The 18,830-nt window shown below is 69.0% G+C and carries 19 protein-coding genes and 1 pseudogene; 12 read left to right on the top strand and 8 right to left on the bottom strand.

The window, feature by feature from the left end:
- Positions 1 to 68 precede the first annotated feature (68 nt).
- From DDE18_RS22125 to DDE18_RS22110, 4 genes are read right to left on the bottom strand one after another with little or no spacing between them, the layout of a single operon-like run.
- Complete coding sequence (locus DDE18_RS22125) at positions 69 to 1,274, bottom strand: acyl-CoA dehydrogenase family protein (protein ID WP_116574597.1); 1,206 nt, start codon at positions 1,272 to 1,274, stop codon at positions 69 to 71.
- Complete coding sequence (locus DDE18_RS22120) at positions 1,274 to 2,524, bottom strand: CoA transferase (protein ID WP_211754710.1); 1,251 nt, start codon at positions 2,522 to 2,524, stop codon at positions 1,274 to 1,276. The genes DDE18_RS22125 and DDE18_RS22120 overlap by 1 nt, the downstream gene beginning before the upstream one ends.
- 4 nt (positions 2,525 to 2,528) lie before the next feature.
- Complete coding sequence (locus DDE18_RS22115) at positions 2,529 to 3,518, bottom strand: hotdog family protein (protein ID WP_245916943.1); 990 nt, start codon at positions 3,516 to 3,518, stop codon at positions 2,529 to 2,531.
- A complete protein-coding gene (locus DDE18_RS22110; protein WP_211754709.1) occupies positions 3,515 to 4,378 on the bottom strand; it encodes an HpcH/HpaI aldolase/citrate lyase family protein in 864 nt (287 codons plus the stop codon). Before DDE18_RS22110 ends, DDE18_RS22115 begins: the two co-directional genes overlap by 4 nt.
- Before the next feature lie 136 nt (positions 4,379 to 4,514).
- Here DDE18_RS22110 and DDE18_RS22105 point away from each other — a divergent pair, with 136 nt between their 5' ends.
- Positions 4,515 to 5,408, top strand: coding sequence for a LysR substrate-binding domain-containing protein (locus DDE18_RS22105; RefSeq protein ID WP_116574595.1), 894 nt, complete (start codon positions 4,515 to 4,517; stop codon positions 5,406 to 5,408).
- A 6-nt stretch (positions 5,409 to 5,414) separates the two neighbouring features.
- Here DDE18_RS22105 and DDE18_RS22100 read toward each other — a convergent pair whose 3' ends face one another.
- Positions 5,415 to 6,245 carry an IclR family transcriptional regulator domain-containing protein gene (locus DDE18_RS22100; RefSeq protein ID WP_116574594.1) on the bottom strand — a complete coding sequence of 277 codons (831 nt, stop codon included), beginning with the start codon at positions 6,243 to 6,245 and terminating at the stop codon, positions 5,415 to 5,417.
- A 142-nt stretch (positions 6,246 to 6,387) separates the two neighbouring features.
- Between DDE18_RS22100 and DDE18_RS22095 the strand changes: the two genes are divergently transcribed.
- From DDE18_RS22095 to DDE18_RS22075, 6 genes and pseudogenes are all read left to right on the top strand, one after another.
- Positions 6,388 to 6,957: a flavin reductase family protein gene (locus DDE18_RS22095; RefSeq protein ID WP_116574593.1), complete on the top strand. Its 570-nt coding sequence runs from the start codon at positions 6,388 to 6,390 to the stop codon at positions 6,955 to 6,957.
- Positions 6,958 to 7,053: 96 nt separating this feature from the next.
- Positions 7,054 to 7,856, top strand: a pseudogene (locus DDE18_RS24325) (4-hydroxyphenylacetate 3-hydroxylase N-terminal domain-containing protein); the annotation flags it as partial.
- The gene (locus tag DDE18_RS22090) at positions 7,851 to 8,630 is read left to right on the top strand and encodes a 4-hydroxyphenylacetate 3-hydroxylase C-terminal domain-containing protein (RefSeq protein ID WP_425437594.1); all 780 of its coding nucleotides are present in this window, start codon (positions 7,851 to 7,853) and stop codon (positions 8,628 to 8,630) included. The pseudogene DDE18_RS24325 and the gene DDE18_RS22090, both read left to right, overlap by 6 nt.
- Positions 8,631 to 8,690: 60 nt before the next feature.
- Entirely contained in the window at positions 8,691 to 9,542 is an 852-nt protein-coding gene (catA, locus tag DDE18_RS22085) for a catechol 1,2-dioxygenase (protein WP_116574592.1), read from the top strand.
- Between the two features lie 90 nt (positions 9,543 to 9,632).
- Positions 9,633 to 10,781, top strand: a complete 1,149-nt coding sequence (locus tag DDE18_RS22080; protein WP_211754706.1) for a muconate/chloromuconate family cycloisomerase — start codon at positions 9,633 to 9,635, stop codon at positions 10,779 to 10,781.
- Between the two features lie 21 nt (positions 10,782 to 10,802).
- Entirely contained in the window at positions 10,803 to 11,399 is a 597-nt protein-coding gene (locus DDE18_RS22075) for a hypothetical protein (protein ID WP_116574590.1), read from the top strand.
- 30 nt (positions 11,400 to 11,429) lie between these two features.
- Here DDE18_RS22075 and catC read toward each other — a convergent pair whose 3' ends face one another.
- A complete protein-coding gene (gene catC / locus DDE18_RS22070; protein ID WP_116574589.1) occupies positions 11,430 to 11,708 on the bottom strand; it encodes a muconolactone Delta-isomerase in 279 nt (92 codons plus the stop codon).
- A gap of 216 nt (positions 11,709 to 11,924) precedes the next feature.
- Here catC and DDE18_RS22065 point away from each other — a divergent pair, with 216 nt between their 5' ends.
- The 4 genes from DDE18_RS22065 (at position 11,925) to DDE18_RS23215 (ending at position 14,467) form a co-directional block, all read left to right on the top strand.
- Positions 11,925 to 13,280 (top strand): MFS transporter, encoded by a 1,356-nt coding sequence (locus DDE18_RS22065; protein ID WP_116574588.1) that lies wholly within the window; start codon positions 11,925 to 11,927, stop codon positions 13,278 to 13,280.
- Positions 13,281 to 13,842: 562 nt separating this feature from the next.
- Positions 13,843 to 14,040, top strand: coding sequence for a hypothetical protein (locus DDE18_RS22060; protein ID WP_133241312.1), 198 nt, complete (start codon positions 13,843 to 13,845; stop codon positions 14,038 to 14,040).
- 11 nt (positions 14,041 to 14,051) lie between these two features.
- On the top strand, positions 14,052 to 14,303 hold the full coding sequence (locus DDE18_RS22055) for a hypothetical protein (protein ID WP_116574586.1): 252 nt from the start codon (positions 14,052 to 14,054) through the stop codon (positions 14,301 to 14,303).
- Positions 14,300 to 14,467: a hypothetical protein gene (locus DDE18_RS23215; RefSeq protein WP_165821321.1), complete on the top strand. Its 168-nt coding sequence runs from the start codon at positions 14,300 to 14,302 to the stop codon at positions 14,465 to 14,467. Before DDE18_RS22055 ends, DDE18_RS23215 begins: the two co-directional genes overlap by 4 nt.
- Positions 14,468 to 15,137: 670 nt before the next feature.
- Here DDE18_RS23215 and DDE18_RS22050 read toward each other — a convergent pair.
- Both DDE18_RS22050 and DDE18_RS22045 read right to left on the bottom strand, forming a co-directional pair.
- Positions 15,138 to 17,465, bottom strand: coding sequence for a LuxR C-terminal-related transcriptional regulator (locus tag DDE18_RS22050; RefSeq protein WP_116574585.1), 2,328 nt, complete (start codon positions 17,463 to 17,465; stop codon positions 15,138 to 15,140).
- Between the two features lie 377 nt (positions 17,466 to 17,842).
- The gene (locus DDE18_RS22045) at positions 17,843 to 18,529 is read right to left on the bottom strand and encodes a TetR/AcrR family transcriptional regulator (RefSeq protein ID WP_116574584.1); all 687 of its coding nucleotides are present in this window, start codon (positions 18,527 to 18,529) and stop codon (positions 17,843 to 17,845) included.
- Positions 18,530 to 18,592: 63 nt separating this feature from the next.
- On the opposite strand from DDE18_RS22045, the gene DDE18_RS22040 reads away from it, so the two are divergent.
- Positions 18,593 to 18,830 (top strand): carboxyl transferase domain-containing protein (locus tag DDE18_RS22040; protein ID WP_281258429.1); only part of this gene is annotated, 238 nt, incomplete at its 3' end.

The raw sequence follows: 18,830 nt of genomic DNA, 5'->3' as shown, positions 1-18,830 counted from the left end.
ATACAGGGAAGTATCCATTTCAGCGCCATTGAGACTCGCAGAGTCTGAGCACCAGCAACGGCGAACGCTCAGCGCAGCTCGTAGTCCTTGAGCAGGCTGCGGCCGATGATCATCTTCTGGATGTCGGAGGTGCCCTCGCCGATCAGCATGAACTTGACCTCGCGCATCAGCCGCTCGATCTCGTACTCCTTGGAGTAGCCGTAGCCGCCGTGGATCCGGAAGGAGTCCTCGACCACCTCGTTGGCATACTCCGAGGCGACCATCTTGGCCATCCCGGCCTCGACGTCCATCCGCTGGCCGGTGTCCTTGAGGCGGGCGGCGCGGACCATCATGTTGTGCGCGACCTCGACCTTGGTCGCCATCTCGGCGATCCGGAACAGCACCGCCTGGTGCTCGGCGATCGGCTTGCCGAAGGTCTTGCGCTGCTGGGCATAGGCCACCCCCAGCTCGAACCCGCGCCAGGCCAGGCCGCACGCCCGGGCCGCCACGTTGACCCGGCCGACCTCGACGCCGTCCATCATCTGGAAGAAGCCCTGGCCCGGCTCGCCACCGAGGATCTGCTCCGCGGCGATCCGGTGGTCCTCCAGGACCAGCTCGGTCGTCTCGACGCCCTTGTAGCCCATCTTGTCGATCTTGCCCGGCACCGTGACGCCCTGGGCGGTCTCGCCGAAGCCCGGCTCCTTCTCGACCAGGAAGGTGGTCATGTTCTTGTAGACGCTCGCATCCTGATCCATGCCCTCGCCGTTTTTCACCAGCAGCGCGACCAGCGTGGAGGTGGCCCCGTTGGTCAGCCACATCTTCTGCCCGGTGATGGAGTAGGACCCGTCGTCCTGCTTCGTCGCCTTCGTGGAGACCGCCGAGACGTCCGAGCCCAGGCCGGGCTCGGACATCGAGAACGCGCCCCGGACCTCACCCGTCGCCATCCGCGGCAGGTACTTCTGCTTCTGCTCCTGGGTGCCGTGCCTCATCAGCATGTAGGCCACGATGAAGTGGGTGTTGATCACCCCCGAGACGCTCATCCAGCCCCGGGCGATCTCCTCGACCACCAGCGCGTAGGTCAGCAGCGACTCCCCCAGCCCGCCGAACTCCTCGGGGATCGTCAGCCCGAACACCCCGAGCTCCTTGAGCCCCTCGACGATCTCGGTCGGGTATTCGTCGGCGTGCTCGAGCTCCTGCGCGACGGGGATGATCTTCTCCTCGACGAACTGGCGCACCGCCTTGAGGATCTCGGTCTGGTCCTCGGTGAGGCCTTCGGTCTGGCAGAGGTAACCCATCATCGATTTCCGTTCGTCGGGTTGAAGGGGCGGGTGATGACACCACGCTCGGTGAGACCGCCGATCTGACGGTCGGTCAGGCCCAGGAGCTCTCCGAGGGCCCATTCGGTGTCGGCGCCGAGCGTGGGGGCGGGTCGGGGTTCGACGTAGGCGCCTCCCCAGCGCAGGGGCAAGGTGGCGGTCAGCATGGCGCCACCGGCGTGCTCGACCTCGGTGAGCACGGGTGACTCCTCTCCCCGACGGTAGGCGTCGACTACTTCCTTGGGCGATCGGAACTCGCCCACCATCACACGCGTGCCACGGGCGGCCTCGAGCACCTCCGCGGCAGTACGGCGCGCGAACCAGGGCGCGAGCACCGCCTCGATGAGCGCACGGTGCTCGAACCTCTCACCCTCGACGTCGAAGTCGGCCCCGGTGCTGGCGGCGAGGGCGTCGAAAACGGCAACGTTGTCGGTGAGCCGGACCAGGTCTCGCCACTGCTGACGGGTGATCGCAACGGCGATGACCCGGCGATCGTCCGCACAGGGGAAGTCGACACCGAAGGCGCCGAACATGTGGTTGCCCAGGCGGGGGCGGTCACGGCCGCGGTCGGCGGCCTCGGCCAGCCATCCGAGGTGGGCGACGTGGGCGGCGGCGACGTCGGCCAGGGCGAGGTCGATGCGCGACCCCGATCCGTCGGCGTGGCGACGCTGCAGGCCGGCCAGCAGACCGGAGACGGCAAGGAGCCCGGTGGCAATGTCCCAGGCCGGCAGCACGTGGTTGACCGGTCGCTCGATGTCGACGTGGCGGGTGAGCATCGGCACGCCGTAGAGCGGGTTGACGGCGTAGTCCATGGCCGGCCTGCCGTCGGGGTGTCCCTGGATGTGCACGTGCACGAGGTCGGGACGACGCCGGCTGAGGGCCTCGTAGGAGAAGAAGTCGCGGCCGATGGTGTTGTCGACGAAGAGGCCCCCGCCCGCCCCCGGCGCGGTCACCAGCGCGCTGGCCAGCTCCTGGCCCTCGGGGGTGCGGAAGTCGAGGGCCACCGATCGCACCCCTTTGTTGAGGCCGGCCCAGAAGAGGCTGCGCCCGCGGCGGTCCAGCGGCCAGCGCCCCGCGTCGGCCGGCCCGCCGACGGGGTCGAGCCGGATCACCTCGGCCCCCATCTGGGCCAGGGTCATCCCGGCGAGGGGCCCGGCCACGAAGCTGGTGGACTCCACCACGCGCAGCCCGTCGAGGGGTCCGGGAGGGTTCATGCTGCTGTGCTCCATCCGCTCAGGCCAAGACGGTGTATCGCCAGTCGAGGACGGGCCTGGGACCCCCGGGAGTCTCCGTGGCGTCCGCCTCCACGAGTGAGCGCAGCTCGAGGACCTGGGTGCCTGCCGGGCCGGGGCGGGCGGACTCGACGGCGATCCTGCTGCGCAGGGTGTCTCCCTCGTGCACGGGACCGGTGTGGTCGCAGGACTGCCAGCCCAGAAAGAGCACGATGCCGGGCAGCGCTCGGCTGGCCTGGGCCGCAGCGATGCCGATGGTGTGGCCGCCGTAGACGAGGCGCCCGCCGCCGGCCTTCGCATCGTGGTGGACCTGGGCGATGTTCAGCGTGAGCCGGGCCAGCTCCGGTGCGCTGCTGACGACGTCTCCGCCGACGACCTCGACCGTGGTGCCGGGGGTGGGTGGCTCGGCCCGCCGCGGCAGCGCGTCCAGGTCGAGGTCGTCGAGCATGTCAAAGTTGGCGCTCGCGTCCGCCCCGATCTGGGCGAGGTCGTCTGCGTGTCCGGTCGCCGCGGCGCTCGAGGAGAGGGGCAGTAGCGCGCACCGGTGGTAGTCGAGGACCGGCGCACCGCGCTGGTCCGCTGTCGTGATGTGTAGCGCCGCCAGCCCGGTGTGGGGCTTCCTGGGCCGCGGCGTGTTCTGCTTCAGCCCCACCACGGTCGTGGTGGTCGTCAGCGTGTCGCCGAGCGAGGGCAGCCGGTGGAAGGTGAGCCCGCGGTAGAACAGGTTGGCCTTGACGAAGTGCGTCGCCAGCGTCGACTGCCCGATCGACACGTCCCACACGTGGGCAGGGTGCGCAAGTGGTCCTCGCCCGCTGAGTCGGCTGCCCAGCTCGTGGTCGGTCGCGATCGCCAGCCGGTCACCGACGATGGCCTGGTGCATCGCCGCCGCGCCGGAGGTCAGCGTGACGCTCGGCGCGGTGTCGAAGACCTGGCCGTGCTCCAGCTCGTCGAACCAAGGCCCGCGAGCCACCACGGTGTTCTCGGCGCTCACCGGGACTCCGCCCGCGCGAGCACGGACCGCGCTCGGACCGCCACCGCCTCGTCGAGCATCTGACCGTCGAGGGCGACCGCTCCGGCGCCCCCGGCAACCGAGGCCTCGAGGGTGGTCACCACTCGCTGTGCCCAGGCGACCTCCTCGGCCAAAGGAGTGAAGACGCGGGTGGCCTCGGAGACCTGGTCGGGATGGATCACCCAGGTCCCGTCGAACCCCAAGGCCCGTGCCCGCTCCCGGTCGCGGGTGAAGGCGGCGTCCGCGGCAGTGCCCAGCCAAGGTCCGTCGATCACGGCCCGCCCGGCCGCACGGGCCGCCGCGACCACCTGGTGGCGTACGGCATCCCACAGTGCCGGGTCACCAGCAGCGTCCCTGCCCAGATCGGCGCCCAGGTCGGCGTAACCGACCACCACCGCTCTCACCAGCTCGCTCGCAGCGACGATGGCATGGAGGTCTCGCAGCGCCGCAGCGGACTCCACGAGGACGTCGAGCCGGACCTCGGGTGCGCGGGCGGGATGCTGGGCGAGGACGCCGCGCACCAACCGGTCGACGAAACCGACGTCGGCGACCGACTGCACCTTGGGTACCACGAGCGTCACCCCGCGCGAGGGCGCGGCCGACACCACGCCGAGCACGTCACGATGACACCAGGGCGTGCCGATCTGGTTGATCCTGACCGCGAGCCGCTTGTGGTGTCGGCTCCCCAGGGCATCGACCACGCTCGCGCGGCCCTCGTCCTTGGCCGCGGGCGCCACGGCGTCCTCGAGGTCGAGGACCACCTCGTCCGCAGCCGTCGACAGCGCCTTCGCCATCTTGCGGGAGTCGGAGCCGGGGACCACCAGACAGGATCGGGGAATCACATCGCTCCTCCTGCCGCGGGGGCCGTGCTGGTGCCCTGACAACGCGACCTCGTCCATGCCTCGCAAACCTAGGCCCGAAGGTCGATATGGAGAAGTATCGGTTTCGCCTGGACTAAGACTCTGCGAGTATGACCTCATGGAACTGCGCCACCTGCGCTACTTCGTCGCGGTCGCCGAGGAGCGCCACTTCGGGCGGGCGGCCGAGCGGCTGCACATGGCCCAGCCGCCGCTCTCCCAACAGATCCGCCAGCTCGAGGCCGAGCTCGGGCTCACCCTCCTCTCGAGGACCACCCGGCGTGTGGATCTCACCCCGGCGGGAGCGGCCTACCTCGAGCGATCCCGAGCGATCCTCGACGCCGTCGACGCCGCGGCCGTGGAGGCGGGGCGCATCGCCTCCGGCCGGACCGGGCGGCTGATCGTTGGTTGCGTCGGCTCGGCGACATACTCGCTGCTGCCGGCACTGGCGCGGACGTTGCGTGCCGAGTTGCCCGACGTCGAGTTCGGGTTCCGGGGGGAGATGCTGTCCCCCGACCAGGACGCGGCATTGCACGAGGGGACGCTCGACCTCGGGTTGCTCCGCCGTCTGCCTGACTCAACGGGCCTGACGATCACCCAGGTGCGGCGTGAACGGCTGCTGGTGGCGATGCCGCGGGAGCACCGGTTTTCCGATCGGCGACGCCTGCGGGTCAAGGACCTTGGCGGCGAGGGGCTGGTCATCCACGCGGGCGGCGGCCGCTCGGCGATGAACACGATGGTGCAGGACATCTTCGACTCCGCGGGACTGCAGGCCCACGTCGTCCACGAGGTCGCCGAGACCTCCACCCTGCTGACCTTCGTGGCCGCGGGCCTGGGTGTCGCCGTGGTGCCCGAGCCCACGGCGGCTCTCGCCGTGCCCGGGGTCGTCTACGTCCCGCTCGTCGGCACGCCGGGCGTCGACCTCGTCGCCGCGACCCGGACCGGCGATGAGAACCCGGTCCTCGCCAGGGCGTTGACGATGCTGGCCGACCTGGCCGACTCGGCCGGCCAGTAGGTCCGCTCAGAAGAACCCGTCGCGCGGACCGGAGGTGAGAACCCGGGGCCTGCTCAGGACCAGCTCGAGGTCGCGACCGATGTCCTCGGCGACCTCGAGCAGGACCGGGACAACCTCGCGCTCGACGTCCTCGGGCGTCCGGCGGCCGCGCGACGTGGAGGAGGCCAGGGCGGCCACGACAGCACCCTTGCTGTCGCGGATCGGCACGGCCGCGGAGACGAACCCGTCCTCGAGCTCACTGTCCACGAGCGCGTAGCCGGTACGCCGTACGTGGTGCAGCGCGTCCCTGAAGACGATCGAGTCGGTGATCGTATGCGCTGTCAGGGCTGGCAGGCCGGTCTCCTCGATGACCCGGTCGACGACCGCAGACGCTGCGAATGCCACGAGCACCCGGCCCGTCGACGTGGCGTGGACCGGGAGCCGGGTGCCGATGTCAACGTTGAGGCTGAGCACGCGACGTGCGTTGACACGGGCGACGTAGACGACGTCGATCCCGTCCAGCTGGGCCAGGGAGGCCGAGTCACCGGTGCGCTCGGCTACCCGCAGCAGGTGAGGCTGGGCGATCTCCACGATCCCGTGCGTCGCTGCGTAGTGCTGGCCGATGGTGAGCACCCGCGGCGTCAGCGACCACCGACCACCGGAGCCCGCGACGTAGCCGAGGCGCTGGAGGGTGAGCAGGATCCGGCGCACAGCCGGCCGCGACAGGCCGGTCCTCTGGGCCAGCTCCGCGAGCGAGGGGTTAGGCAGATCCGCGTCAAAGGCGAGGAGCACGGCGAAGCCACGCTCGATGCTCTGGACGTAATCGCGCTCGGAGCCGGAACCGGTGGTGGGACTCATTCGCTGTGCCTCCTGATTCTGTGGATCTGGATATCGATCCAAGCGGCCCTACCCATTGACGCCAGCGTGTGACCTGAGCCACCGTCGTATGAACGCAAAGCGTGCAAATTGCACGCACAGCGTACACCAGGAGGTGTCGACCATGGACCCGCGAGAGCTCCGCAACGCGTTCGGCCGCTTCGCCACCGGCGTGACGGTCGTCACCTGTACGAACGCCGACGGCGAGCCGCACGGAGCCACCGTCAACGCGTTCACCGCGGTTTCGCTCGAGCCGGCGCTTGCCCAGGTCACCCTCGGCCGCAACTCCAAGGCGTGTCAGTTCCTCAAGCGCCAGCCCTTCGCCATCAACGTGCTGGCCCACGACCAAGTCGACGTCGCCTGGCACTTCGCCGGCCGACCCGCCGACCGGGCGCCCGCCTGGGTCGACGGCCCCACTGCGCCGCTGCTCGAAGGCGCCGCGACGACCATCTCGTGCCGGCCGTGGCGGACCTACGACGGCGGCGACCACCTGATCATCATCGGCGAGGTCGAGGCCGTCGACCTGACCGAGCGGGATCCGCTGCTCTTCTTCGGCGGTCAGTTCCGCTACCTCAGCCCGGACCACGACGCGGCACCCGGCATCCACTGGGGCGGCTCCATCGACTGCCCCACCTCCGGCTGGTTCGACGCCACGGTGAACTTCCAGCCGCTCGTCGAATCCGCACACGCGTGACCCGACCTGCCCGCCTCGAGAAGCCCACCCCTCGGACATGACACACCCCGCACCCGCACACCCAAGCACCCGCACACCCACCCAAGGAGAAGCGAGATGACACAGATCGAGGACCGCGCCGCCGACCTGAAGGCCCCCGAGGAGGCGAGCGCCAGCCGCCCCATGAACGGGGAGGAGTACATCGAGTCGCTGCGCGACGGCCGGGAGATCTGGATCTACGGCGAGCGGGTCAAGGACGTCACCGAGCACCCCGCGTTCCGCAACCCCATCCGGATGACCGCCCGGCTCTACGACGCGCTGCACGACCCGGACACCAAAGACAAGATCACCGTCCCCACCGACACCGGCAACGGCGGCTACACCCACTCATTCTTCCGCACCCCGCATAGCAGCGAGGACCTGCTCAAGGACAAGGACGCCATCGAGCACTGGGCCCGGCAGACGTGGGGATGGATGGGCCGCAGCCCCGACTACAAGGCCGCGTTCCTCGGCACCTTGGGCGCCAACACCGAGTACTACCAGCCGTTCGAGGAGAACGCGAAGCGGTGGTATCGGGAGAGCCAGGAAAAGGTCCTCTACTGAACCACGCGATCGTCAACCCGCCCGTCGACCGCAACTTGCCGCCCGACGAGGCCGGTGACGTCTTCATGCGGGTCGAGAAGGAGACCGACGCCGGCGTCATCGTCTCCGGCGCCAAAGTCGTCGCCACCGGATCGGCGATCACCAACTACAACTTCATCGCGCACTACGGGCTCCCCATCAAGAAGAAGGAGTACGCCCTCATCTGCACGGTGCCGATGGACTCCCCCGGCATCAAGCTCTTCTGCCGCCCCTCCTACACGATGCAGGCCGACACGATGGGCAGCCCGTTCGACTACCCGCTGTCGAGCCGAATGGACGAGAACGACACAGTCTTCGTCTTCGACAAGGTGCTGGTCCCGTGGGAGAACGTCTTCCTGTACGGCGACCCCGAGCGGGTCAGCAACTTCGTCCCGCAGTCGGGCTTCATCCAGCGGTTCACCTTCCAGGGCTGCATCCGGCTCTCGGTCAAGCTCGAGTTCATCGCCGGCCTTCTCCTCAAGGCCCTCGAGATCACCGGCAGCAAGGACTTCCGCGGCGTGCAGACCCGCGCCGGAGAGGTGATCGGCTGGCGCAACCTGTTCCGCGCGGTCGCCGACGCCATGGCCCGCAACCCCGACCCGGGCCCCCACGGCACCGTGCTACCCAAGATGGACTACGGGCTGGTCTACCGACAGTTCATGATCCAGGGCTACCCGCGCGTCAAGGAGATCATCGAGCAGGACGTGGCGTCGGGCCTGATCTATCTCAACTCGCACGCGGTCGACTTCAAGACCCCCGAGGTCAGGCCCTACCTGGACAAGTACATGCGTGGCTCCAACGGCTACGACGCAGTCGACCGGGTGAAGCTCATGAAGGCGCTGTGGGACTCGATCGGCACCGAGTTCGGTGGCCGCCACGAACTCTACGAGCGCAACTACGCTGGCAACCACGAGAACGTGAAGGCCGAGGTGCTCTTCGCCGCCGAGGCCCAGGGCCAGGTCGACGCGATGAAGGGGTTCGCCGACACCATGCTCGACGAGTACGACCTCGACGGCTGGACCGTTCCGGACCTGATCAACCCCACCGACATCAACCTGATCATGAACCGCTGAGGCGGTCCCGCCACAGCGCTGGTCACGTCCCCTCACCTCCCCATGGCAAGGAGAATCACGATGAGCACCACTCAGCAGTCACCCACCGCCGCCGGCTCCGGCGCCAGCGCCACCGAGGCCTTCCGCGCCAGCAAGGAGCGGCGCGGCGGCGCGAACGTCGACCCCGAGCGGGTCAGCGCGGTCGTCGCGGCCATCCTCCAGGGCGTGCACTCCGCGATCCGGGAGCACAACGTCACCTACCCCGAATTCCAGGCCGCCAAGGCCTGGCTGATGGAAGTCGGCGAGACCGGCGAGTGGCCACTCTTCATGGACGTGTTCATCGAGCACGTCGTCGAAGAGGTCACCTCCGAGCAGCAGCAGGGCACCAAGGGCACCATCGAGGGCCCCTACTACCTACCCGACCAGGCGCGGCTCGAGTCCACCTGCCAGCTGCCCCGCCGTGACGACGAGAAGGGCACCCCCCTCGTCCTCGAGGGCCAGGTCCGCGACATCGACGGCACCCCGCTGGCCGGCGCCGAGGTCGACATCTGGCACGCCGACGACGACGGCTACTACTCCGGCTTCGCGCCGCAAGTGCCCGAAGGCAACCTGCGCGGCGTCGTGGTCACCGACAACGACGGCCGGTTCGCGATCGGCACCATCCAACCGGCGCCCTACCAGATCCCGACGGACGGCCCAACCGGCAAGCTCATCGAGGCCGCCGGCTGGCACCCGTGGCGCCCGGCGCACCTGCACATCATGGTCCGCGCCGAAGGCCACCGGACGATCACGACCCAGCTCTACTTCGCCGGCGGCGAATGGCTGGACTCCGACGTCGCCGAGGCCGTCAAGCCCGAGCTGGTCCTCGAACCGCAGGACGATGGCAGTGGAACCCGCCGCGCGACCTACGACTTCGAGCTCGAACCGGCCTGACCGACTCCTGACCCCGGACTCCGCCCGCGGAGCCATGCCCCCATGCCGGCTCCGCGGGCGGCCCCCACGCCTCCCACGAAAGGCACGAGCGTGTCCATCCCCCACGAGGACCTGGTGATCGACCGGGTCGAGACCGTCATCCTCGACGTACCGCTGCGGCGGCTCCACCGGTTCGCGCGCGTCACCATGGACGCCCAGCCCGTGCTGCTGGCGTTCGTGCACACCCGCGGCGGAGCGACCGGCGTGGGCGAGGGCGTCGTCCCCGGCGGCCCCTGGTGGGGCGGTGAGTCGGTCGAGTCGATGAAGGTCACCATCGACACGTATCTCGCACCCCTGCTCATCGGCCGCCGCGTCGACCAGGTCGAGGCGCTCTGGCTCGACATGGGCGACCTGGTCGCCGCCAATCTGTATGCCAAGACCGCCGTCGAGGTGGCCCTCCACGACGCCTGGGCCCGCTGCCTCGACTTGCCCCTGCACGACCTGCTCGGCGGGGTCACCCGCACGTCGATCGACGTCACCTGGGCCCTGGGCGCCGAGCCGGTGGAGGTCGTCGTCGAGGAGATCCAGCGCATCCTCACGGCCGGCACGCACACCAGCTTCAAGCTCAAGATGGGCGCGGTCGACCCCGCAGAGGACGTCCAACGGATCGCCGCCATCGCCGAGAAGATGGCGGGCGCAGCGAGCCTGCGCGTCGACCTCAACGCCCGGTGGGACCTGCTCACCTCCCGCACGCTTCTGCCCCGACTTGCCCACGCCGGCATCGACCTGGTCGAGCAGCCCGTCCCCGGCGAGCAGGTGGAGGCCCTGGCCGAGATCAACGCGATGCTCCCCATCCCGGTGATGGCCGACGAAAGCCTCCGCACACCCCATGACGCCCTGCGGCTGGTGCGGCTGCGGGCCGCCGACGTGTGGTCGATCAAGGTCACCAAGGTCGGCGGCCTGCGCCGGGCCCGCGACATCGTGGCCATCGGCGCCGCCGCCGGCATCCCCGTCCACGCCGGCACGTCGATCGAGACCGGCATCGGCACGGCCGCCTCGCTGCACCTCGCGTGCGCGGCCCCCGGCGTCACCTGGGGCAGCGAGCTCTTCGGCCCCCTGCTCTTCGTTGAGGACGTCGTCACCACGCCCCTGACCTACGCCGACGGGTCGCTGCAGCTGCCCACCGGCCCCGGCCTCGGCGTCACCCCCGACCCCGACGCCGTGCGCGAGCTACGGCGCACCGGTCTGACCCGAGACTGACCCACCTGGAAGGACGAGACGATGATGGTGCGCCACGACGACTGGCCCCGCGCGCCGCTCTTCCCGCGCGGCTCGGTCGTCACGATGGGGGTCTTCGACGGCTTCCACCGGGGCCACCAGAAGCTCCTCGCCAGGACGGTCGCCCGGGGGCGGGAGCGTGACCTGCCGGTCGCGCTCGTCACCTTCGACCCGCACCCGCTGGCCGTCCTCGCCCCGGAGCGGGCGCCCACCCAGCTGATGCCCGTCGCCGACCGCACGACCCACGCCCTGGCCCATGGGGCGGACCACGTGGTGGTCCTACCCTTCACCCGTGCCCTGTCGAAGATGAGCGCCGAGGACTTCGTCGAGTCCGGCCTGGTCGACCGGCTGCGGTGCCGCATCCTGGTGGTGGGGTCCAACTTCCGCTGCGGCCACCGCGGCTCCGGTGACCTCGCCTTCCTCTCCGGGACGGGGCAGCGGCTCGGCTTCGACGTCGAAGGAGTCGACCTGGTGCAGCACAAGGCTCGGACCTGCTCCTCGACCGCGATCCGTCAGGCCCTCGCCCATGGCGACGTGGCCCTCGCCCGGGAGCTGCTCGGCCGCGAGGACGACCGCATCCTCGGGCTGCCGCGCGTCTGACCTCCTCAGCGCGGCAGCGCCCCCCGTGGATCACCCCACCTTGGAGGGGTGCTTCGCCAGCGGCGTGACCTTGACGTCCATGTAGGGAAACAGCGGCAGGCTGGAAAGCAGCCCGTGGAGCTCGTCGTTGGAGTCGACGTCGAAGATGCTGATGTTGGCGTACTCCCCCACCACCCGCCACAGCTCGGGCCACTTGCCCGACCGCTGGATCTCCTCGGCGCGGGCCTTCTCGGTGGCGACCAGCTCGGCGCGGACCTTCGGGTCCAGGCCGTGCGGAATGGCGACATCCATCCGGACGTGGAACAGCATGGGCTTCCTCCTTCGTCGACGACGCTGCCCAGTGAAGCAGCACGCCCGGGGACATGCCCACGATGCGTGTCGGCGTACGGACACATATTCTGGAAGTTTCAATGCCCACGAAATAGATACTTCTCCATATAGCCTTCCGGCGTTTACGGTCGTGACACGCACCACACCCCTGACGAGCGAGGCCGGACAGTGGCCCGTCACCGCGAAAGGAATGTCATGACCATGACCCAGGACGCCCAGCCAGGGCCCACCGAGGTCGCCGACCAGCGACCCGACCGGGGCACGCTGGCCCGCGTCGCGGGCGCCGTCCTCCTCGGCTCCGCCCTCGAGTGGTACGACTACTTCCTCTACGGCACGGCCGCGGCTCTCGTCTTCGGACAGGTGTTCTTCCCAAACCACGATCCCTCGGTCTCCCTCCTGCTCTCCCTCGCTACCTTCGGCGCCGGCTTCGTCGCACGCCCGGTCGGCGCCATGGTCTTCGGGCACGTGGGTGACAAGCACGGTCGCCGGCCGGCCCTGGTCGCCACTCTGCTGCTGATGGGACTGGCCACGACCGCGATGGCCCTGATCCCCTCCCACGCCGCGATCGGTGTCGCCGCCCCGGTGCTGCTGGTGATCACCCGACTGCTGCAGGGCATGGGCTCGGGTGCGGAGTACAGCGGCGCGTCGGTCTTCGCCGTCGAGTACGCCCCCGACAACCGCCGCGGCCTCTATGGCTCCCTGTCAGCGGCTGGTGTCTACCTCGGCCTGGTGCTGTCCTCCGGCGCTGTGCTGCTGATGACTGCCGTCACCAACGACGAGCAGTTCGCGTCGTGGGGCTGGCGGATCCCGTTCCTGGCCAGCCTCATCCTCGTCGGGCTAGGCCTGTGGATCCGGCTGCGCCTCGACGAGACCCCCGAGTTCGAGCGTGAGATCGAGAGCGAGGGCGAGGAGCAGGCCGAAGATCGCGCGCCGCTCCGCACCCTCTTCCGCACCCAGTGGAAGAGCATGGTCCTAGTCATGGGCCTGGTCGCCGCACCACTGTCGCTGAGCCACCTCTACCAGGTCTTCGCCCTCTCCTGGCTGGACCGCTCGGGGTACAGCCCGAGCGTCGGCACGTTCGGCCTGGTCCTCGCGGGCGTCACCGTGATGGTCACCGCCCCACTGGCAGGCCTGGCCTCCGATCGGTTTGGCCGACGTCCGGTCCTCATGTTCGGTGCCCTGTGGGCCGCCGGGTTCGCGTTCCCCTTCTTCTGGCTCGTGGCGGCTGGCAATCCCGCCTTGGCCATGGTCGCCCTGGCCCTCGCGCAGGGCGGCAGCGTCGGCATCGCCTTCGGCGTCCAGGGCGTCCTGCTGGCAGAGCTATTCAGCACCGAGTCGCGCTACAGCGGCGCGGCGGTGAGCCGCGAGCTGGCCGCCATCGTCTTCGGCGGCTTCGCCCCGTTCATCGCGGTGAGCCTGTCGACCTCCGCGGGCGGTGACCCGTGGCCGGTGGCGCTCTACGTCATCACCCTCGCCACCATCACCTTCGTGGCCGGCTGGTTCGCGCCAGAGACCTCCCAGCGGCGGCTCTCCGATCGCGCCGAGCACTGAAAAAGGACACATCAGACCCGGCTGCGCCACGACAAGCACCTTCGTGGCGCAGCCGGATCGTGTCCAAAGGGCTCGCCGACCGGTGCGTGAGTAGCGACAGCCAGGCAGCCGCATGGCAGAGGACGCCGGCGCAGCCCTGCACGGCATCGCCGTTCAGAGGGCGGCGAAGACTGCGCAGCGGTTCGGGGTTCGAGTCCTGATGGCGTATAAGACCGCAGGTCAGCGACGACTGCCAGGATCGGGCACAGTGGCAGCCTCACCGGCGACTACATCAGAGCCGAGCTCACCTGGACCTGGCGCCGGATCGGCGGGCCGGACGACAGCTCAGTGCGCGGTGTAGCGCTCGCGAGATCTAGCGCGCGGACTCCCCCCGTGGTCCGTGCCGACGGCGGATCGTCAGTCGGACAGGGACACGGCGGGGACCCGCGCTACGCACGCCTACCAAGGCGTGCGCGTCTACGTACCTAGATGCGTAATCCCCCGGTCGTGACCGGAGTCCATCGGACGTTCACTGGGAGTAGTCCGAAAGACCCCAGAGCCAGGAAGCGAGGCAGTCGTGAACATGGATACGTCCGACACCACGATGGCCGCCAAGCTGCGCGCGATCCTGCTCGAGCTGGCCCGCCGCGAGGACGACAGCGCTGCCACCGAGGCCGCTGCCATCCCGTATTGGTCTCCCGCTCCGCCCACCGTCCTCGGCCACCGCACCGCTGCCGCGCTGCTGCGGAACGCAGCCGACCAGTTCCTCGCCGTGAGCTGAGGAGACCTGCCATGTCCATCGTGCTCCCACAGAACGAGAAGTACCTGCGCGACGCCTTCGGCTCCGCCCTTCGCGACGGCGCCTGCGTCCTCGACGCCGACCGCGAGGTCGGCTACGTCCGCCTCGAGTACGGCACCCGACGCGGACCCGACTCGGCGTACTGGGACGGCTGGTTCACCGTCGCCCGCAGCCGCGGCGACCACCCGCTTCGCGGCAAGGTGATGACCGGACACCTCGTCCAGCTGATCGGCGGCGCGGCATGACCTGGCACACCACAGTCGTCCCCGCCGAGACACTGGCAACGCTCCTGGCCAGGATCCGCACACGCGGCGGCACCGTCACCAACTCCCGGCCCGACCCCGACGGGATATGCGTGACCTGGACCACCACCACCGACAGGGACCTCGCTGGAGCCGGCACCCGCTGACCCCGTGAACTGGCGCGCCTGCCCGCGCGGCACCGAACCTTCCCTCCCCGACCAACCGTCGTGCGCGGCGGCGAGCGATCGCGATGGTGGCCTCCCGGTGGGAGGTGGATGCGGCGGATCTCTACGCTGGAACCGCTGCTTTAAGTGGTCCCCGCGCCCACCGGCGGTACGCGGACCGAAACAGGGTCGCAGAGTGGTAGTCGTGCATCAGGGATCGTGGGCCGCGTACTCGTACTCGCCATCACCTCCGACGTGGCGGCGTATCGGCTACACCCTCGCCCAGTTCCGCAGCTGGGCCATAACGTTGTGGGAGAGCAGACGGCGCTGGGTTCCGCGCGACTCAATGTTTGCCGCAGATCGCCCGATCCGTGCTTCGGGCCTGCTCATCGACGGTGACCACACTGTCAACGTGTCGGGTACCGAGGCTCAAGGAGTTACGACAGCGTCTGTTCAAGGGCAGGCGCTCCTCATCCACGGCGATCCGGCCCAGCGTTGAGATCACGCTCTTGTCACCGAGTAGACGGCGTGATGGCCCCCGGGCCTGCTCTCGTCGAAACGCTCGAACACCGTGCGTGCGTTGACATGCACCACGATTGCTCGTAGATCGTCATTAGGCGGCCTCGTCCACCGCATTGAGTCCAGCACCCTGGGCAAGAGCTCCACCACGCCGTCAGTGGTCGTCGGCCCTGCGCTGCTCGCCGATCCAGGCGGCGACCTGGGTCCGGCTTTTGAAGCCGAGCTTGGTCAGGATGTGCTGGACGTGGGTCTCGGCTGTGCGGGGTGAAATGACAAGGGTGTCCGCGATCTGCTTATCGCTGAGCCCCTTATGGACCAGCTCGGCGATCTGGCGCTCTCGACGCGTGAGCCCCGAGTGCGATGCGCGGGCGCGCGAGCCTGTGGTGCTCTTGGCAGCGGGCGTGGGTTCCTCGAGCCCGAGCGCGATCGCGGTTGCCTGGTCGAGGACCCGCCCGTCCGACCAGGCCGAGTCGAATGCGGCGTCGCCGAGTCTTGTGCGGGCGGCATCCATGGCCTCGCGGTGTGGTTTGTCGAGCCAGGGTAGGACCCGGGCCGAGGTCTCGATCTTGTCCCACTCGTTCTGCGCCGCCCCCAGCAAGGTCGCCGCGCGCGCCGGATCGGTGGCGGCCGCGATCCAGGCGAGTGTCTCCAGCACCACAGCGATCCCCATGGGTTCGGCGATCAGCCGCTTGAGACGCAGACTCTGCATGACAAGCTCCCGGGCCGCCCCCGGGTCGCCTCGTGCCCACAGCGCTTGCCCGGCCACCCACAGGGACCAGGACCGGAGCCAGATCTCGCCGACGGGCTCGGCAAGCGCCAGGCACGCTCGATTAGATTCCAGGGCGCCGTCGAGGTCGCCGAGGAGATTGCGCTCGAGCGCAAGCAGGACGAAACAGAAGGCCAGCTCCGCATTGTTCCCAAACGCGGCAAAGCCGCGCGCCGCCTCGCTGAGCAGTTCCTCGGCCCGAGCGGGGTCTCCGGCGAACATCGCGACGAAGCCGGCAGCCTGGACCAGGAGTGTCTCGGTCTCGCCGCCGAGCCGAGTCGCGAGCACCTGACCTTCTTCGAGGAGCGAGACAGCCGACTTCACGTCTCCTTGCATCGCTGCCCACAAACTGGCGGTTCGCAACGCGAGCGCTCGGGTTCCGGGATCCCCGGGGCGTCCGGAAAGTATTCGTTCGAACCACTGCCGGCCCATCCCGAACCGGCCCTCCACCAGTCCCCACTCCAGCAGGTTGGCGCCTGCCATCAGGCCCTGGTCGGCGCTATCCGGCTCCACCGCGCACAGCTCGAGCGCCTTCCTGAGGTTGCCGAGATCGCGACGGAGTCGGCTCAGCGTGTCGACTTGGCGGGGGCCGAACCAGTCCTCGTGCGCACGCGCGACCAGATCGAGGTAGAAGTCCTTGTGGCGGCGGCGCAGCTCAGCGTCCCGACCGATCCGGCCAAGCTCGACGCGACCGCGGTATCGGATCGGGGGGAGCATCCGATAGCGGTTCACGCCCTGGTGCTGGATGGAGGTCAGTACCGACTTCTCCACCAGCGAGGCCAGCGTCTCCTCGATCGGCTCATCGTCATCGCGCTCGGAGCACACGGCTACTGCCGCGTCGAGCTCGAACCCGTCGCGAAACACGGCCACCTTGGCCCACAGCAGCTTCTCGGCGGGCGTACACAGGTCGAAGCTCCACTCGACGCAGGCCGCCATCGTGCTGTGGCGATACGGCGCGGTGCGACTGCCCCTGCTGAGCAGCTCCCACCGGTCGGACAGACGCGCGTCCAGCTCGGCCGGTGAAAACGTCCGCAGACGCGCCGCCGCGAGCTCGATCGCGAGCGGGATGCCCTCCAGCTTGCGGCTGATCGCAGCGATGGCGGCGCGGTTCTCATCATTGAGGTCGAACCCCGGGACGATCGCACGGGCACGGTCCAGGAAGAGCTGGACGGCCTCGAACTGGTGCAGCGGTTCCTCACCCGACACCTGCTCCGGAATGGTCAGCGGCATGACCGGGTACTCGACCTCACCGTCGGTCCGCAACGACTCCCGACTCGTCGCCAGAATGTGAACTTTGGGACAGGTCCGCAGCAACGTGTCGGCGAGCACGGCCACCACGTCGACGACGTGCTCACAGTTGTCCAGCACCAGCAGCACCGACCGCGGCCGGAGGTACTCGACAACCGTTATCGTCGCGGACCCTCTGGACCGTCCCTGCAGACCCAACGCGGCCGCAAGCTGCTCCGGAACCGCCTCCGAATCCGCCACCCCACCGAACGGAACCACGTAGACGCCATCGAACACCCGCCGCAACTCGGTGGCCATCCGCAACGCGAGCCGCGTCTTGCCGATCCCCCCGAACCCCGTCAAGGTGACCAACCGCGACTCCGACATCACCTCCCGGATCCGGCGCAGATCAGACCGGCGGCCCACGAACGACGTCACCTCCAACGGCAGGTCCGCAGGCCCCCGTGAGATGAAGACAGCTTCCGTCATGTGGTCCGTGTCCTAGAGGCGTCCCAACCGACACTACCGCTCGGAGCAGGCACCAGCCCAGGCGCTCATACCGACCGCTGGCCTGTGCGACGGGCCGGCCAAAGTCAGCTTCTTCCTGCCACGCCGAGCGATCCGACCCCATAGCTGCCGAACGTTCGAGCCATCACCGATCCACCTCGGGCACCGCCCACCTAGGTTCCGTCGTCCGACGTTGACCCTTCAAGCATCGTTGTGATCTGCGCCACTGTGCGATGGACCCGTGTTCGACGAGACGCCCCGAGTCACTCGCTTACGCAGCCGAGTGTCCCAAGGCGCCTCGTCGAAATGAGAACGCGATCGCCGGTGGGAGCCTCTGGCGAGCGCACCGCGATGCCTGACTAGGTCGCTGTGGAGTCCGCCTGCTTCTCGACCGCGCCTTCTGATGCCCACTCTCGGATGCGCGCTTCCAGATCGCGGGTCTTCATCGAGGCCGGCAAGACGACGACCACCGGTTCCATGTCCTGATGCCGGTGCTCGAACGTCTCGCGGACGGTGGTGAGCGCGGTATCGATCTCGACGTGGGGGTCCATCTCCTCGCCGCGGAGCCACCGCCGCAGGACCCTGTTGTGTGCTGCGACGATGCCAGCCGAGAAGAGCTCAGCCCTGAGTTGCCCGGCTTCTGATGAGGGGAACCAGGAAGTGACGTATTGCCGGAAGAGACGCTGGTACCTCGAGACCCCGACGAGTTCTCGCTCCCGCAACGCTGGGACCGTTGAGGTCAGACGGTACCGCTCGCGTGCTCGGTCCCCTTCGGCGACGTAGTGGAAGAACACCAGGCGCACGGCGTCCGACACCGCAGCGAGCGCCGACGACTGCGTGGATGACGCGAGTCGGGCCTCGACCTGGGCGAGCAGGCGGTCATGGTCGGGGAAGATCACGGACTCCTTGGAGCGGAACGCGCGAAAGAACGTGCTGCGGCTGACTCCGGCCGCCGCAACGATCTCGTCCACGCTGGTGTCGGCGTACCCGCGCTGAGCAAAGAGTCGGAACGCGGCTTCCTGGATCACCTCGGTCGTCTCAGCCATTGAGCCATTGTGGCTCACTGAGACGCTGTGTCATAGTTTGACACTGAGTTTCAGGAGGTAATGATGACCGCACAGCCCACAGGCGGCACCGAGGTCCCGCAGGGCATCGACATCCACACCACGGCCGGCAAGCTCGCGGACCTGGAGCGGCGCCTGGACGAGGCGGTGCACGCCGGGTCGGCCAAGGCGGTGGAGAAGCAGCACGCCAAGGGCCGCAGGACCGCCCGGGAGCGGATCGAGATGCTCTTCGACGAGGGCTCCTTCGTCGAGCTCGACGAGCTGGCCCGGCACCGCTCGACCG

It is taken from the genome of Nocardioides gansuensis, from assembly GCF_003076135.1.
Classification (GTDB): domain Bacteria; phylum Actinomycetota; class Actinomycetes; order Propionibacteriales; family Nocardioidaceae; genus Nocardioides; species Nocardioides gansuensis.
The sequence above is the reverse complement of the archived record's forward strand: the minus strand, read 5'-3'. Positions and strand labels throughout refer to the sequence as shown.